Here is a 17,035-nt window from a genome sequence, read left to right on the forward strand (position 1 = left end):
TTAGCGGTCGGCGGAGGGGGAGTCGAATGTTCGCCTGGTGGGGACGCCTGGTGGTGCGGTCGCGCTGGGTGGTGCTGGCCGCCGCCCTGGCACTGGTCGCGGTCGGCTCCACCTGGGGGGTGGGAGTCTTCGGCCAGCTCACCGGCGGCGGGTTCGACGACCCGGCAAGCGAGTCCAGCCGGGCCGCCGAGCGGATCACCCGGGAGCTGGGGCCGCAGGGCGCGGACCTGGTGGTGCTCTGGTCAAGCGACGCGTCGACAGTCGACCAGCCGGCCTTCCGCGACCCGGTCGCCGCCACGGTCGCCGGGCTGCGCGCACGACCCGAGATCACCACCGTCACCACCTGGTACGACACCCCGGCCCCCGCGCTGCTCTCCACCGACCGCCGGGCCACCTATGCGCTCGTGCAGTTGCGGGCCGCCGACAAGGACGACAAGGCCGCCGCGTACGAGCGACTGCGGCCCGCCCTAGCGGCACCCGGCGTACGGACCGAGGTCGGCGGCGCGACGGCGGCCCTGCACGAGTCGAACGTGCAGACCACCGAGGACATCACCCGCGCGGAACTGCTCTCCCTGCCGGTGCTGCTGGTGCTGCTCGTGCTGATCTTCGGTGGGCTGGTGGCGGCGTCCATGCCCCTGCTGATCGGCGGGCTGGCCATCCTCGGCGCGTTCGTCGCGGTCCGGCTGCTCAACATGGTCACCGACGTGTCCGTCTTCGCGATCAACGTGATCACCCTGATCGGCCTGGGCATGGCGGTCGACTACGCCCTGTTCGTGGTGAGCCGGTTCCGCGAGGAGTTGGCCGCCGGCCACGACACCCCCGCCGCGATCCGTCGCACCATGGCCACTGCCGGGCGGACGGTGCTCGTCTCCGGGCTCACCATCGCGACCGCCATGGCCAGCCTGCTGATCTTCCCCCAGGCGTTCCTGCGCTCCATGGGGCTCGGCGGGATGGCCGCCGTGCTGGTCGCCATGCTGGCGTCGTTGACCGTGCTGCCGGCCCTGCTCGCGGTGCTCGGCCCCCGGATCGACGCGCTGCGCGTACCGCTGCCGTGGCGGCGTGGCGCGCGCCGGGGGCGGCCGGCGGCGGGTGCGACGGGTGGCGTCTGGGCCCGGATCGCGCACAGCGTGATGCGCCGCCCCGTGCGCTACCTGGTCGGGGTGACCGCGCTGCTCCTGCTGCTGGCCGCGCCGACCCTGCGGATGGAGTTCGGCGGGTTCGACGACCGGGTGCTGCCGGCGAGCGCCGAACCCCGGGTGGTCTCCGAGCGGATCGCCACGGAGTTCTCCGGCGGCACGATCGCGCCGATCGACGTGCTGGTCTCCGGGGCCTCCCCGGAGCAGGTGCGGCCCTTCACCGACCGGGTGGCCGCCGCGCCCGGTGTGACCGGGGTGCAGGTGGCGGCCAACCGGGGCGCGTCGACGCTGCTGACGGTGACCTACCCGGGCGAGCCGACCGGCGACGCCGCGCACGACGTGGTCCGGGCGCTGCGCGACCTGCCCGCGCCGGCCGGTGCCGAGGTGCTCGTCGGCGGCCGGCCCGGCGTCGACCTCGACCTGATCGACGGCCTCGCCGACCGGCTGCCCTGGATGGCCCTGCTGATGGCCGCCGCGATCCTGGTCCTGCTGTTCCTCGCCTTCGGCTCGGTGGTGCTGCCGGTCAAGGCGGTGCTGATGAACCTGGTGTCGATCGGTGCGTCGTTCGGCGTGGTGGTCTGGATCTTCCAGGACGGGCACTTCGCCGACCTGATCGGCTTCACCCCGACGGGGTTCATCGAACCGAGCAACCCGATCCTCATGCTCGCCGTGCTCTTCGGGTTGGCGACCGACTACGAGGTGTTCCTGCTCTCCCGGGTGCGCGAGGAGTGGGAACGCACGGGCGACAACACCGCCTCGGTGGCCACCGCGCTCCAGCACACCGGGCGGATCATCACCGCCGCCGCGCTGTTGCTGATCATCGTGGTGGCCGGCTTCGCCACCGGCGAGATGGCGTACATCAAGCTCATCGGGATCGGCATGATCGTGGCGATCGTGGTGGACGCGACGCTGGTCCGGGCGCTGCTGGTGCCGGCCACGATGCGGCTGTTGGGCCGCTGGAACTGGTGGGCGCCCGGCCCGCTCGCCCGCGTCCACCGCCGCTTCGGCCTGCACGAGACGACGGAACCGGACCGCGCCCCCGCCCCGACCCCCGCCCACACCGCGCGGCGGTAGCGCTCCGCCGCGTGGTCGGCGGGTCGGGGGCAGCGCCCGGCGGCCCGCCCACCTCAGGCGTCGACGCCGGCGGCGGCGCGGCGGACGCGCCAGCGGGAGAGGGCGAGGGTGGCGGAGTAGCCGGCCAGCACGATCACGTGGAAGAGGTAGAGCCAGAGCAGCACGGCCACCCCCGCGCCGATCTCGTCGAAGCCCCCGAACGGCACGCCCAGGTCGATCGGGAGCGAGGCGAAGAGCACGAAGCCGTGCAGGAATCCGGAGAGGTTGGCCGCGGTGAACGACCCGACGCCCAGCGCGGAGAGCCAGTCGGGCGACGCCGGGCCGACCACCCGGAACACCCAGAGCAGCACCGGGGTGAGCACCAGCCAGACCGCCAGGAACGACAGCACCACCCCCAGCACACCGGACCACCCGCCCTGCCGGACCAGCCCGGTGGTCGTCGGCAGCGCCAGCAGGATCGACAGCAGCAGGGCCGGGGCCGGCGCCAGCAGGGGCAGCAGCAGCAGGCGGCCCCGCCAGCCCACCAGCGACTCCTCGCTGCGCGGCGCGGCGACCGAGACGAAGGCGCGGCGCAGCCCCTCGCCGTAGAGCGACGCCGGCAGCAGCGACGCCAACGCCAGCAGCGGGGTCAGCCCCACCCCGGCCTCGACCAGCGCCTGCACCGCCCGGGGGGCGTCGATCGCGTCCGGCAGCGTCTCCACGGCGTACGAGGTGAGCCGGCGTACCCGGTCGGCCCCGGCCAGCAGCGACGTCAGCCAGATCGCCAGCAGGGCCACCGGCACCACGGCGACCGCTCCGTAGAAGGTGATGGCGGCGGCGTGCAGGGACAGGTCCCGGCCCCGCAGCGGACGGAACGCCGCGCTGGTGATCCGCTTCGCCCGCTGCCATCCGCTGCCCATCGGCGTTCCTTTCCCCGTACGGGCCCTCGTCACTCACGAGATCGCAACCCGCCCCGGTACGCGGCCCGGCGGCGCAACCCGGCCGGAGACGAACGCCGGGGCCACCGGGCGGGATCGTCCGGTGGCCCCGGCGCGCGGGGAGTGACGGTGCTCAGCCCAGCGGGGCGACCCGGGCAGTGCCGAAGGTGGCGTAGGAGCAGCCGGAGGTGGGCAGGCTCGTCGCCGCCGGCGGGGTCACCCCGTCGTAGAGCGCGAGCAGGAGGTTCTGCGGGCACCGCCGGGTGCTGCCGGTGCGGACGCCGAAGTGCAGGTGCGGGCCGGTGGAGTTGCCGGTGTTGCCGGTGAGGCCGACCTGCTGCCCGGCGGCGACCGTCGCGCCGTTGCTGACCGACCACGCCGAGAAGTGGCAGTAGGTGTAGACCGCCCCGTCGGTGCCGGTGAGGTTGACGCCCTGGCCGCAGGAGCTGTCGTTGATGATGGTCACGGTGCCGGCGCGCACGGCGTACGCCCTGGTGCCGGTGTTGACCGGCAGGTCGATGGCGGGGTAGTCGTGGTGCGGGTCGTCGTACTCGCTGCGCGGCAGCACGCTCTTCGCCAGCGGCAGGGCGGAGGTGGGGTTGCCGGCGGTCGTGGAGGTCACCCGGACGGCGTCCGCGACGACGTAACCCGTGGCGGTGGACCACCGGCTGACGCCGACGACGGGACGGTCGCCGGCGGCGAGCGTGAAGGTGCCGAGGCTGACCCAGCGGCCCCCGTTGGCGCGCTGGTCCACGACCACGGTCTGGTTGCCGCTGCTGGTCGCGACGATGAACGGGGTGGCGCTGTTGTATCCGGCGTCGGCCGGGTACCACACCTCGACGAGGTGCGCGCCGGCCGCCGGGATCGACGCGGTGAACCAGGCGGCGTCGCTGCCCCCGGTGTAGGGCGTCGCGAAGCGGTAGTCGGCGCCGTACTTCTGACCGGCCCAGGCCGACGTGCCCCAGTTCGTGCTGGCGGTGAAGCGTCCGGCGGTCGCGTTGTCCACGGTGGTGGTCGCCGCGGACGCGGATCCGGCCGGGCCGAGCAGCACCATGGCCGTCGCGGCCAGGCCGGCGACGGCGGTGCGCGTGGCGGTGGCGAGTTTCACGAAGGAGCCTCCGGGGGGCAGGGGTACGAGGGCGGGCGGTTGAAGGTATTCAACCAACAAGGATCGATGATCGTAAGAAGTATACATAGATCAACATGGTGCGCCCTGCGGCTCCCGGTCCCCGCCGGCGCGTCCCCGCGCCGGTGACGTGGCTGGTGTCCTGGCTGGACCGTGAGTCGCTAGCCCAGGCTCAGGTTGCGTTGAGCGAGCGCGCTCTGGATGGTTTCGAGCGCTTTCGGTCCCATGCCGTGCAGCTTGGCCAACTCGGCCCGCGGCACCCCTGCGAGATCACGCAGGCTCGGGTAACCGGCGTTGTTCAGGGCCCGCGTCGCTGGTGCACCGATCTTCGGTAGCGTGTCGAGGGAGGAATCCACGCCCTTCATCATGCCGCGTCCGGCCCCTGGCTGCGCTGTTCCCCGGTGGCACGCCGCGATCGGCCGGACACGCCTCCCAGGCGGCATCAGTCGTGTCAGGCCCGCGATGGCGGTCCTCGTGCCCGCCACAGCCCGACGCGATGGTCGCGTGACAGTGGAGCACTAGGATCGGCGGCCATGGGAATCCTCGCCACGGAACGCCTGGTCCTGCGGGACTGGACCGCCGAGCCGGCCGACCTGGCCCGGATCTTCGACATCTACTCCCGGCCGGAGATCGCCCGCTGGCTTAACGCGCCCGGCCTGCCGATGACCGACCCCGCGCAGGCCGCCGAGCGGCTCGCGAGCTGGCGGGAACGGCACGCGGGGCACGGCGACCGGTACGGGACCTGGGCGATCGAGGTCCGCGACACCGGCGTCGTGGCCGGCACCGTGCTGCTCAAACCGCTGCCCGGGCGGGACGAGAGCGTGCCGACCGACGACATCGAGGTGGGCTGGCACCTGCACCCCGAATCCTGGGGCCACGGGTACGCCACCGAGGCGGCCCGGGCCGTGGCGGCGCGGGAGCTGGCCACCGGCACCCGGGAGGTCTACGCGGTGGTGGCGCCCGGCAACGAGGCGTCGATGGCGGTGGCCCGCCGGCTCGGCATGACCCACGTGGGCCGTCGCACGGACTGGTACGGCGGCGAGTCCCTGGAGACCTTCGTGTTGACCGACGGGCTGGTCGCACCCGGGTGAGGAACCGCCGGGCGCGACGTCCTGCCCGGACCGGCCCCGCGGAGCGGAACCGCCGCGGATGGCGGCGGGCCATCCCCGAGGCTGGTGTGTGCCGTGCCTGCCCCGAAGGGCAGGCACGGCAGCTCAGCGTGTCGCCAACGCCTCTCCCACGAGACGCGACGAGGCGTGCCACCCGGCTCGGAACCCCGCCTGGTCCCGTGCCGGCCCGAGGAACCAGCCGGAATAGAAGACGCCGTTGCGCCAGGCCCCGAGGACCGCGTACGCAGGGTCGAGCATGTCGCACAGCGCCTCCATGAGCCGCATGACTCGCTGTTGACGCTGGCCGGCGGCCGTGCTGTCGGCTGCTGACCACACCTCGCGGGGGATGCCGAACTCGTTGGCCTCCAGTACCAGCAGAACCGGGTGCTCGATGGCCGGCACAGGGGCACGCGGGGTGCCGTCGTACGTCACGGCGACCGGACCCAACCCGGGTAGTTCCATCCCGACCCGGTAGACCACCCCGGCGCGGAGCCGTTCCCGGATCTCGGATGGCGACAACCCCACGTCATATCCGAAGCCGTCGACCTCGGACAGCAAGGGCCGGCCGGGGCGGCGCTGAGCTTCGACGCGGCGGCCTGGACGGGCTTCGTGCGGGCCACCCGGGCGGGTCGGTTCGACCCCCGCGCCTGAGCAGCCCAGCCCGCCGGGTTACGCCACCTCGATGAAGTCGACTTCCGCCCAGCGGCTCAGGTGGGTGAACCGCAGCGTGTTGTAGCCCGCGTTGAGCGTGACGTCGACGCCGACCTGCCGCCAGACGTCCCAGCCGGTGTTGGGGTAGCTGACGATCTTCGGGTTTGTCCCGTTGACGGTCAGTGTGTGCTGGGCGTCGCCGTAGCCCGCCGCGTAGGCGACGTGGGCGCGGTAGCCGCCGGCCCGGGGCGCGAAGACGGTGACGTCGACCCAACTGTCCGCATAGTCCATGTACGCCACGACCTGGCCCTGTGACGTGTTCGGGGCGGCGCGCACCGCGCAGTGGTTGAGCCCGCCGCGTTCGGCCTCGTAGCGCACGCGACTGCCCCGCACCACGGGGTACCCGCCGGTCCAGCCGAGCGCCGCCACGTACATCCCCCGGGCGGAGTAGTTGTTGATCCAACCGTGGAAGACGATGTGGTCGCCGCCCGCCTCGCGCACCACGTCCGCGCCGCCCGGCCCGCGTACCGTCGAGTCCATCGACGCGGTGGTAAGCAACGAGCGGTACGCCTTGGTGTACGGGCCGGTCAGCGACGTCGACGTGGCGTAGCTGGTCTGGTAGCCGTCGCCGCCGTAGCCCCCGAGCGAGTAGAAGAGCACGTACTGCGCGCCGACCTTGGTCAGCACCGGCGCCTCGATGATGCCGCCCTCCTCGGCGCGACCGCTGCGCAGCAGCTCGACCCGGGTGCCCTGGAGCGTCACGCCGTCGGCCGCGACCCGTTGCAGCCAGAGGCTCGTCGGCTGGCCGATGGCGTTGCCGTCGTCCTTGTAGAGCAGGTAACGCAGCCCGGTGCTGTCGGTGAAGCTCGCCGCGTCGATGTCGCCGCCCTCGCCGGCGTTGCAGATCAGCGGTCCGGTGCCGACGCTGGCGAACGGCCCGAGCGGCGAGGCGGCCAGCGCCGCGCCGAGGCACTGCCGGCCGGTGGCGCGGCTGCGGGCGGTGTAGTAGAGCAGGTATCGCCCGTCGGCCCGCTGGGACACGTCCGGTGCCCAGGTCAGGCCGCCGTTGGCCCAGGCGCCGAGGGTCGGCATCGCGTCGGCCCGCCTGGTCCACGCCCCCGTCAGCGAGCTGGCCGTGGCGACCGGGACGTTGCCGTGGCCGTTGTTGGTGGAGTACGCGTAGTAGGTCCCGCCGAACTTGACGACGTCGGGGTCGGGGAAGTCGCTGGCGATGACCAGCGACGGTGCGACGGTGGCGGCCGTGGCCGCGCCCGGGTGGACGAGCAGTGAACTGAAGGCGAGTGCGACCGCCAGCCAGACGAGACCTCTTCGCATGACTGGAGTCAAGCACAATCGTCGATGCGATGAAAGTTTCTTGCGTGGGGGTCGCCGGTGGTGCACCTCGTTGTCGGGGTGACGGGTGCCCTGTTTCGGGGACCGTCCGACCGCGCTGCCCGTGTCATCATCTCCGCTGAATCGGCGGAGATCAGATTGATCGGGGAGACGCATGCGGTTGGTCAGGCTCGGTGTCGCCGTCCTCGGCGCGTTCGTCCTCGCCCTCACCTCGGCGGCCCCGGCCTCGGCGGCCACCACGGCGACGTACGACCTCTGGGTCTGGAACGTCGCGGGCTGGACCATGCACCGGGCCTCGGCCACCGACGGCCTCATTCCGGCCCTGACCGGCTCGATCCGCAGCCGCGGCGCTGACTTCGTCGCCCTCAACGAGCTCTGCTACCAGCAGTACCAGGCGATCGTCGCCGACCTGAGGGCCTCCGGCTGGCCGCAGGACTCCACCAACTTCGCCCGCTTCGAGTCGTCGCGGGACACGGTCTGCAACGGGCAGGCGTTCGGCAACGCCATCTTCAGTAAGGCACCACTGGGCGCGGCGAACCGCTACACGCTGCCGTCGGACGGCAGCGCCGAGCGGCGGACCCTGCTCTGCGCCCCGCTGTCCGCCAAGCCGCGGCTGCGGTTCTGCGCCACGCACATCACGCCGTCGAACACGGTCGTCAACGGCACGGCGATCAACGTGCAGCAGTTGAACTCGGTGCGCAGCCGGCTGGAGACCTTCGCGGCGAACGGTGACACCGTGCTCACCGCCGGGGACTTCAACGCCCAGCCCCACTACGGCCGGCTGGACAACTGGTACGCGCCGAGTCTCGACGTGGCCAACAACGCCGGCAACACCGGCTTCTACCGGGAACTGGACGATCTGGACTCCCGCTGCGTCGGCTACGGCGAGACCACCGTGTCGGCCGGCAACACCGGCGGGCCGTGCGGCCTCGGCAGCAAGATCGACCTGATCTTCGTACGGGAGAACCGGCTCGCCGGTGGCTACACCGCCGACTCGCTGGCCATCCCGACCACCTGCACCATCGGCGCCTGCTCGGATCATCGCGTGGTGACCGGCACGGTGACGGTCTCCGTCGACTGACCGACGGCCCCGCCGGGGCCGCACGTGACCCCGGCGGGTGCCTCGTCGTGCGGCCTCGCGCCTGTGGTCCGTGTGCCGTGGTGCGATGGCGGTGCGGGAGTGGTGGGCCCGTGCGACCGCTTTCGAACTGAGTCGTTTGTGACATCAGGCGTTGGTGCCGGCGTCCGGCCAATCAGTGGTGATCAGGACGCCATGCACCTTAAAGCGGCCGGATAACGTCCATGTCGTCCTGATCACCGGTTGCTGCGGTGCGATTTCTGTCGAACTCGGTCAGGCGCGGGCGGGGGCGTGCGTCCCGACGCATTCGGCGTACGGATGCGAATTGCGCTGACCAGCGGAGCGCCCACCCGCGCGGGCGTCGTCGGTGCCCACCCCCGGCGGCGCGGCAGCGGGCGGCGGGATCCTGGCTGCTGGGGGCCGCTCCCGAGGCGGGTGGCTTCGGGTCCGGTGGCCTCCCGCGTCGGCCGCGCCCGCGAAGCCGTAATGATCGAGAAATTGTCGGCATCGACAATCCGCGGAGTCTCGCTCGCGATTCCCGAAGTGAACTTCTGTAAAGAAGGCGACTAATTCAGTCAATAGATCAGCGCCTATGCTCGTCTACGGATCAACTGGGATCCACAGGCATCTCCGCCCACGGGGGAGGAATCGACCTTGTCCAGTCGTACCGCGCTGAGCCGAACACGTTGGTTGGCGAGCGCCTGCACGCTGATCCTGATCGTCACGCTGGCGCCGCCAGCCAAGAGCAGCCGGGCGGCGGTGGCGCAGGCCCCGGCGCCCCCCTCGGCCGGGCAGGGGCCCGTCGACAGACCGATGCCGAAGGGCGTACGCCCCGACACGGCCTTCCCGCCCGACAAGCGACCGCCCGTGGTCCCCCCGCAGGTGCGCGCCGACGGCACGCCCCGGGCGCTGGCCCGGGCCGACTGGGCCCGGCGTACCGATGCCCGGGTCGCCCCCGAGGACCGCGTCTTCACCGACGTGCTGCTGCGCCCCGGCTTCCTGCTCGGGGACACCTCGCTGAGCCTCTACTTCAACGTCGACGCCGACGCGCCCGCGTGGTCGACCTGGCGGGTCACCGCCTACGACAAGCAGACGCAGACCGAGCAGGCCTCGACCACCCTCACCCGCGACGAGATCGCCCGGTCGGCCTGCTCCGGCCAGCGCGACTACTGCCGCTCGTTCGGCAAGGACCAGGGCTGGGTGCTGGACGCCGGCCGGACCTACGAGGTCACCGTCACGGCGATCCTGGACGACAGCCGCGAGATCGTCTCCGCGCCGGCCGAGGCGCAGCCCCGGACCACCATCGAGCCGCCCGCGATCCCGCGCGGTCAGGCGGCCGGCTGCGGCTGCGGCAACGCGCTCGCACTGACCAGCGCCGGCCAGGCGATCCGGGCCAACGGCGTCAACACCGCGATCGGGGCGTTCGTCCAGTCCGAGCAGGACCTGTCGATGGCGTCGTTCGGGGTGCCGTTCGCCTCCTCGCGCACCTACTCGTCGGCCAACGGCGTCGGGCCGTTCGGCCCCGGCTGGGCCTGGTCGTACGGCATGACGGTGACCGCGACCGACGGCGGCGCGATCGTCCGGGCCGAGGACGGCGCCGAGGCGACCTACCGGCTGGACGGGGAGAGCTACCGCCGCCCGCCCGGCGTGCGGTCGAACCTGCGCAGGGCGGGGGACGGCTGGGAGCTGACCACCCCGCGCAACATCGCGCACACCTTCGACGCCCGGGGACGGCTGATCTCGGTCACCAACCCGCGCGGGATGGGCGTGCGGTTGGCGTACACCGAAACCGGCATCACCGTCACGGACGCCTCGGGGCGGGCGGCGAAGGTGGCCGTCGAGGCTGGCCTGATCCGGGAGATCGGCCTGCCCGACCAGCGCAAGGTGAGGTTCTTCTACACCGGCACGGTGCTCACCGGGCACCTGGACGCGCGCGGCAAGCTCTGGAAGTACGGGTACGGCCCCAACGGCCTGCTCGCGAACGTCACCAACCCGGACGGGGTCGTCGAGGTCCGCACCGAGTACGACGCGGACGGCCGGGTGGTGCGGCAGCTCGACGCGCTGGGCAAGGCGACCACGTTCGAGTGGAGCGCCGACCGGCAGGAGTCGCTGACGACCGACGCCGACGGGGTGCGGGTTTACGACGGCTACCGGGGCAACGTGCTGGTCTACACCCAGCGCGGCAACGGCGACTCGGAGCACCACCGCTATGACGGCGCGCTCAACCGGGGCCTGGTCGTCAACGGCAAGCACAGCCAGCACGAGTCGGAGTTCGACGACCGGGGCAACCGGACGCGCCGTCGGGCGCCGCAGTCGCTGAACTTCGACGAGAAGACCACCTACGACGCCCGCAACAACCCGACCCGGCACACCGACGGCAACGGCAAGGTGTGGGAGGACGAATACAACGAGTTCGACGAGCTGGTCAAGAGCACCGACGCGAAGAAGAACACCATCACCTACGCCTACGACGAGCGCGGGCTGCTGGTCACCCAGACCGACCAGCGCAAGAAGGTCACCCGGTACGAGTACCTGCCGGCCGGTGACCCGAACAGCGGCCTGCCGAGGGCGGTCACCTCGCCGCTGGGTCGCCGGGTCGAGTTGACGTACGACAAGGTCGGCCGGCAGGTCGCCATGACCGACCCGCGCGGCACGGTGCCGAACGCCGACCGTGGCGACTACACCACCCGCTACGAGTTCGACGCCCAGGACCGCACCGTCGCCGTCCGCGAGCCGGGCAAGCTCCACCCGTGGCGGACCAGCTACGACGACCTCGGCCGGACGGCCGCCCAGACGACGCCGCTGGGTGCCCGCACCGAATACCGGTACTTCGACAACGGCCTGCTCAAAGCCGTCGAGGATCCGCGCCGGACGATGTCCTACACCTACACCGACGCGGGCCGGCGCGCCTCGGCCCGGATGGAGCTTGACGACCAGCCCGACCCGACAACGACCTACGCCTACAACGCCAAGGGCCTGCTGCACAAGGTCACCTCGCCGCGCGGCAACCTCTCCGGCGCGAACCCGGCCGACTTCACCACCACCTACTTCTACGACGCGAACGACAACCCGCTGCGCATGGAGCGCCCCTATCCGGGCGGCATCACCGTCAAGCGCGACATCGGCGTCGACGAACTGGACCGGACGACGTCCAAGACGGACGAGCACAACAAGCAGTCGACGTTCCAGCGGGACAACGTCGGCAACGTCACCGCCGCCGAGGACAACCTGCAACGCCGCACCGAGATGGGGTACGACGACAACGGCCAGCAGACCCGCATCAAGGACCCTGAGCAGGGCGTCGTCGAGTACGAGTACGACGAGGCGGGCAACAAGGTCAAGACGAAGCGGGCGACCGGCGGCATCAGCAGCTTCGTCTACGACGACGACGGCATGCTGGCCAGCGCCACCGAGCCCCGGGGCAACCTCCCGGGTGCCGACAAGGAGCGCTTCACCACCCACCACGAGTACGACCCGGCCGGCAACCCGTCGCGGATCGTCGACCCGCTCGACCACACCACGACCTACTCCTACGACGCGAACAACCGGCTGACCTCGGTCACCGACGCCAAGAACCGCACCACGCACTACACCTACCGCGACGACAACCTGCCGCGCACCGTGCGCACCCCGGACGCCCCGCGCGACCTGCTCGACCCGACCCGCCACACGACCGTCTACGACTACTTCGACGACGGCCTGGTCGCCTCCGTACGCGACCCGAACGGCTACCGCACCTGGATGTCGTACGACGACGGCGGCCGGTTGACCAAGGAGACCGACCCGCTGGGTCGCATCACCGAGTACGGCTACGACGTCGAGGGCAACCGCGTCTCGACGCTGACCCGCGGGGCCCTGGAGCTGATCTCCCCCACCGAGCGGGCCAAGCGCACCATCGTCGACAGCTACGACATCGTCAACCGCCGCGACACCCGCACCCTCGGCAGCGGGGGGCCGCGCTACTCCTGGCGCTACGACGCCAAGGACCGGACCACCGCGTACGTCGACCCGACCGGCCACCGGACGGTCACCTACGACGACGAGGACCAGATCCAGTCCGTCACCCGCGTCGAGGCGAGCCTGGAGGAGAAGTTCCGCTACGAGTACGACGCACGCGGCAACATCACGCTGCGCGAGTACCCGGACGGCACGAAGGTCTCCGCGACGTACGACGCGGACAGCCAGATGAAGACGCTTACCGCCGCGGGCGGATCCGTCGGCGCCACCCCGGCGACCTGGGGATTCGACTACGACGTGGCGGGCCGGCGGGAGGTCACCCGGCTGCCGGCCGCGACCGGGCTGATCGAGCGGCGCGCGTACGACGACGCCGGCCGGCTGACCGGCATCGGCACGGAACGGGCATCCGAGGCGGCGCAGGTCAAGCTGCCGGACGGCGGGCTGCTCGCCTTCGGTGACCGCCCCGACGCGCCGACAAACGTGACCGCCCAGCCGGGCGCCGGCCTGGCCGTGGTCGCCTGGAAGGCGCCCAGGGACAACGACATCGCCGGTTACACGGTGACCGCCTCACCGGGCGGCAAGAAGACCACCGTCGGCGCGAACGCGACGAGCGCGGTGGTGCACGGGCTGGACGCCGGCACGGCGTACACCTTCACGGTCGCCGCCCACGACGCCGACGGGGCGGGGGACGCGTCGGATCCGTCGGCCCCGGTCGCCCCGATCGCGGTGCCGCAGGACCCGGTCTCGAAGTTCCAGCTCGACCTCGACGAGGTCGGCAACCCCAGCCGGGTGGTCACCACCCGGGGCGGCACCTCCGAGTCGGTGGCGTACGCCTACGACAAGGCCGACCGGCTCACCTCGGCCTGCTACGCCGCCACCTCCTGTGACGAGAAGAGCAGGCCCACCGGGCGGATCGACTACCGCTACGACCTGATGGGCAACCGGCTCAGCCAGAAGCGCACGGGCAGCGCCGGCAACGACACCACCACCTACCACTACGACCCCGCCAACCAGCTCACCAAGGAGATCCTCCTCGAGCCGCTGCACATCACCACCAAGGTCTACGACTACGACGTCAACGGCAACCAGACCCGGGCGGGCACGGACCGCTTCGAGTACCACCTCGACAGCACCCTCGCCAGGGCGAAGGTCGCCGGCCGGGAGGCGGTCTTCGCCTACGGCGCCGACGGGCTGCGGCTGACCGCCACCACCGACCCGGGCAAGGCGGAACAGGCCACCCAGCGCTGGTCCTGGGACGTCTCCGGCACCCTGCCGCAGATCGCCGTCGACACCGTGACCGACGCCAACGGGCAGACGGCCGAGAAGCGCGGCTTCACGTACGGGCCGGACGACGAGCCGCTGGCGCTGCTGGACCCGGCGACCGGGGCACACTCGTACACCCACGACTGGCTCGGCGGCGTGGCGAACATGCTCACCCCGACCGGGGCGCCGTCGGTCGGCTACGACTACGACCCGTTCGGCAACCCGCGCGCCGGGCCCACCCTGGGCGGCGGCGGAGCGGAGGGCCAGGCCGGCGCGCCGGAGAACCCGTTGCAGTACGGCGGGGCGTACCAGGACTCGACCACCGGCAGCGGCAACTACTATCTGCGGGCCCGCAACTACAACCCGGGCACCGGTCGGTTCACCACCACCGACCCGATGCCGATGGGCGGCGCGGCGACCTCGCCGTACACGTACGCCGACAACAACCCGACGTCGTACACCGACCCGACGGGGGCGACCCCGGAGCCGGCGGCGGCGACGGGTGCCCCGCAGTCGAACCCGGAGGACGTCGCCAGGGCCCAGCAGATCCAGAGCAAGACGGTGCTGGACGTGGTCCTGGAGGCCGGCGGCCAGATCCTGATGGAGTTCCTCGGGATCAACGACATCATCAACTGCCTCAAGGGCGACCTGGGCGCCTGCGTCTCGATGATCATCGGTGCGCTGCCCTGGGGCAAGATCTTCAAGGCGAAGAAGATCGCCGAATCGATCTTCCGGGCCGGCAAGGCCGTCGTCACGTTCCTCAAGGAACTCGACTGGGCCCGGGCCATCCTCCGCAACGCCGAACGGGCCGCCGAGGCGGCGAAGGCGGCGGCAGCGGCGGCGGCCAGGGAAGCGGCCCAGAAGGCCGCCGCGGTGAAGGCGGCAGCGGAGGCGGCGGCCAGGAAGGCGGCTGCGGCTGCGGCGGCGCGCGCCAAGGCACTTGCGGCAAAGGCGAAGGCCAAGACCAAGCCCAAGGCCGACGCCGACGCCAAGCCCACCGGCGGCGGTGGCAAGTGCAAGAACAGCTTCGTCGCCGGCACCGGGGTCCTGCTCGCCGACGGCACACGCAAGGCGATCGAAGAGGTCGAGCCGGGTGACACCGTGCTCGCGACCGACCCGGGCTCGGGCCGCACCGAAGCCCGCCAGGTCACCCACACGATCCGCACCGACAGCGACAAGGAGTACGTCGACGTCACGGTCGACGGCGACACGCTCACCACGACCGACCACCACAAGTTCTGGTCCGTCACCCGGGAGAGCTGGGTCGACGCGGGCGACCTGAAGCCGGGCGAGCTGCTGCGGACCTCGTCCGGCACATACGTGCAGGTCGGAGCGGTCCGGAAGTACCACGACGAACACGTCACGTATGACCTCACCGTCGACGACATCCACGCGTACTATGTGCTCGCCGGCAACGCGCCGGTCCTGGTCCACAACAACAACGACGACCTGTGCGGTATCGCAAGGCAGGCCGCCGGAGGCAGCAATACCAACAACACCGCTGTCGCGGCTGCGCGGGATGGCTACACGGGTGAGGTCAGAACGGGCGAGAGCGGCGCAGTCCCAGCGAGAGTCAACCCGGGATTGTCGCCTGGCCTACGGCAGGCGCAGGACATGCAAGCAAGCGGGCACCATGTCGAGGAATGGGATCCCGGGACCTGTGCTGAATTCCACGCGTGCAACAACGTGATGAATGACGTGGGTGCCCGTCTTGACGAGATCGAGTTCGGGACCGTCAGAATGGACGACCTCACTCCGTTCCCATCCTGTGGCTGGTGTCGCCTGATCCTGGTTGGTGGCGGTGCGACCGAGAGGACGCCGGGATGACTGGGGGTAAGGCCAGCGACGCGTCGCTCGTCGGGCTTCTGACCGGGTTGGGCTGGAGCCCTGATCGGCAGGTGGATCTCGAACCGGTCATATCGGTGTGGACTGCCCGGGGGCACGCGCCATCAGCTGCGGCAGTTGATTTTGTCAACCAGTTCGATGGAATGACCTTCGAATATCCACGACACGTCGCCGTGGGCGGATCCCATGAATGTGTGCTCGACGCGGTCCGCGCCACCGGCGCAGCCAACCCTTCCAGGGTGCATGATTACGAGCGCCGCGTTGGTCAACGGCTCGCGCCGGTGGGACTGGCCGCGTCAAACCATGTTGTGTTGATGGTTGCCCCGTCCGGCCAGGTCTTCGGCGGATACGACGACTTCCTGGCGCTCTATGGCGAGGATGGCAAGGCGGCCATCTGGAGGATCTTTCATCAGGTGAGCCCCGTCCGGCTGCCAATGGCGTAACACGCATCTACGACTGGCGTCGGTCCTTCGAACCGGTGCGAAACCGGCGACGGGCCTGAACAGGTGACTGTTCAGGCCCGTCGCCGGGGTAGAGCCAGAAGCCGCCGTCGGGCGTGCGGGCGAACAGGCCGGTCGTGCCGTCGCCCGGATAGGCGTCGGAGTGTTTCGTGGCCAGTCAGGGCATGGTGATCCGAGGCGAATCCGATTGACCAGCAGCTCTTGGTGCCGGAGTTTGCTCCGTGTCGCGGGGGCGTGGGCCTGTAGCACGTGCACCCGGCCCCCGGCTTCGGTCGGGGGCAGCTCCTGTGGTGACGCCCATGCGATCGGCGACCTGCTGTTGGTTAGTGCTCCAACGTCACTTGGCCTGTCTGCGCTGGTAGTGGGATCGGCGGGCTCGGGCTTGGGATGTTCGTCGCCAGATCGACCAGTGCAGGGTGTGTTCTGGTGGGAGCGTCACGGCGAGGACGAAGGCGTTGAGGAGTCGGCGGATCTCGGCGGCGGTCAACGTGATGATCTCCGGGTCGGTGTCGGGCTGCTGCGCGGCGAGGATGGTCAGGACGGCCAGGGCGAGCATGGCCAGGGTGATGAATCGGTGCCAGCCGGTTCCAGCCGCGGACCTGGTAGTGGTCCAGGCCGATCTGGCCTTTGCCGGTCTGGAACAGCTCTTCGATGCTCCATCGGGAGCCGGCGACGGTCACGAGGGTGTGCAGCGGCACTGGGCGGGGTGACCAGCACAGGCAGAACACCAGCTCGCCAGTGGTGCGATTGCGGCGGATCAGCAGCCACCGATACTCGACGGGGCTGGTGGCGATAGTGATCCACGCCCACAGGTAGTCGCGGGGTCCTTTCGCCCCGGGTCCGCAGCTGCGGTGCTGCCACTCATCAGCAGCCCTTCCATGAACTGCCCGGCCGTCCGACGGGGCTTCGCCCGCACGAACCGGTCAGCGACACGCGTGACCGCCTCGTCGAGGATGACCCGCCACCTAGCGGGGTTTTAAGCTGTGGCCCACGGCCATCGCGCAATCCTCGGTTGTCCTCACAATCATCGATGATCAACGTGGTGGCCGTCTTCATGCCCGCGCC

At 71.0% G+C, this 17,035-nt stretch carries 10 protein-coding genes and 1 pseudogene; 5 read left to right on the forward strand and 6 right to left on the reverse strand.

What is annotated here, in order from left to right; all coding sequences use genetic code 11:
- Window positions 1-26: 26 nt before the first annotated feature.
- A complete protein-coding gene (locus ACQ452_RS07330; protein WP_433391376.1) occupies window positions 27-2,210 on the forward strand; it encodes an MMPL family transporter in 2,184 nt (727 codons plus the stop codon).
- A gap of 53 nt (window positions 2,211-2,263) precedes the next feature.
- Here ACQ452_RS07330 and ACQ452_RS07335 read toward each other — a convergent pair whose 3' ends face one another.
- The 3 genes from ACQ452_RS07335 to ACQ452_RS07345 form a co-directional block, all read right to left on the reverse strand.
- Window positions 2,264-3,109 carry a YhjD/YihY/BrkB family envelope integrity protein gene (locus tag ACQ452_RS07335; RefSeq protein ID WP_433391379.1) on the reverse strand — a complete coding sequence of 282 codons (846 nt, stop codon included), beginning with the start codon at window positions 3,107-3,109 and terminating at the stop codon, window positions 2,264-2,266.
- A gap of 151 nt (window positions 3,110-3,260) precedes the next feature.
- Window positions 3,261-4,235 (reverse strand): peptidoglycan DD-metalloendopeptidase family protein, encoded by a 975-nt coding sequence (locus ACQ452_RS07340; protein ID WP_433391381.1) that lies wholly within the window; start codon window positions 4,233-4,235, stop codon window positions 3,261-3,263.
- A gap of 179 nt (window positions 4,236-4,414) precedes the next feature.
- The gene (locus ACQ452_RS07345; RefSeq protein WP_433394021.1) at window positions 4,415-4,618 is read right to left on the reverse strand and encodes a helix-hairpin-helix domain-containing protein; all 204 of its coding nucleotides are present in this window, start codon (window positions 4,616-4,618) and stop codon (window positions 4,415-4,417) included.
- A 168-nt stretch (window positions 4,619-4,786) separates the two neighbouring features.
- On the opposite strand from ACQ452_RS07345, the gene ACQ452_RS07350 reads away from it, so the two are divergent.
- Complete coding sequence (locus tag ACQ452_RS07350; RefSeq protein ID WP_433391384.1) at window positions 4,787-5,344, forward strand: GNAT family N-acetyltransferase; 558 nt, start codon at window positions 4,787-4,789, stop codon at window positions 5,342-5,344.
- A 123-nt stretch (window positions 5,345-5,467) separates the two neighbouring features.
- On the opposite strand, the gene ACQ452_RS07355 is transcribed toward ACQ452_RS07350, so the two are convergent.
- Both ACQ452_RS07355 and ACQ452_RS07360 read right to left on the reverse strand, forming a co-directional pair.
- The gene (locus tag ACQ452_RS07355) at window positions 5,468-5,887 is read right to left on the reverse strand and encodes a hypothetical protein (RefSeq protein ID WP_433391387.1); all 420 of its coding nucleotides are present in this window, start codon (window positions 5,885-5,887) and stop codon (window positions 5,468-5,470) included.
- Window positions 5,888-6,031: 144 nt separating this feature from the next.
- Window positions 6,032-7,348 carry a family 43 glycosylhydrolase gene (locus ACQ452_RS07360; RefSeq protein WP_433391389.1) on the reverse strand — a complete coding sequence of 439 codons (1,317 nt, stop codon included), beginning with the start codon at window positions 7,346-7,348 and terminating at the stop codon, window positions 6,032-6,034.
- A 172-nt stretch (window positions 7,349-7,520) separates the two neighbouring features.
- Here ACQ452_RS07360 and ACQ452_RS07365 point away from each other — a divergent pair, with 172 nt between their 5' ends.
- From ACQ452_RS07365 to ACQ452_RS07375, 3 genes are all read left to right on the forward strand, one after another.
- Window positions 7,521-8,447: an endonuclease/exonuclease/phosphatase family protein gene (locus ACQ452_RS07365; protein WP_433391391.1), complete on the forward strand. Its 927-nt coding sequence runs from the start codon at window positions 7,521-7,523 to the stop codon at window positions 8,445-8,447.
- Between the two features lie 651 nt (window positions 8,448-9,098).
- Entirely contained in the window at window positions 9,099-15,491 is a 6,393-nt protein-coding gene (locus tag ACQ452_RS07370; RefSeq protein ID WP_433391394.1) for a polymorphic toxin-type HINT domain-containing protein, read from the forward strand.
- Complete coding sequence (locus ACQ452_RS07375; protein ID WP_433391397.1) at window positions 15,488-15,952, forward strand: SUKH-3 domain-containing protein; 465 nt, start codon at window positions 15,488-15,490, stop codon at window positions 15,950-15,952. Before ACQ452_RS07370 ends, ACQ452_RS07375 begins: the two co-directional genes overlap by 4 nt.
- 355 nt (window positions 15,953-16,307) lie before the next feature.
- On the opposite strand, the pseudogene ACQ452_RS07380 reads toward ACQ452_RS07375, so the two are convergent.
- Window positions 16,308-16,833: pseudogene (locus ACQ452_RS07380) on the reverse strand (IS701 family transposase); the annotation flags it as partial.
- Between the last annotated feature and the right edge of the window lie 202 nt (window positions 16,834-17,035).

The sequence above is a fragment of the Micromonospora sp. KLBMP9576 genome (assembly GCF_050941805.1).
Classification (GTDB): domain Bacteria; phylum Actinomycetota; class Actinomycetes; order Mycobacteriales; family Micromonosporaceae; genus Micromonospora.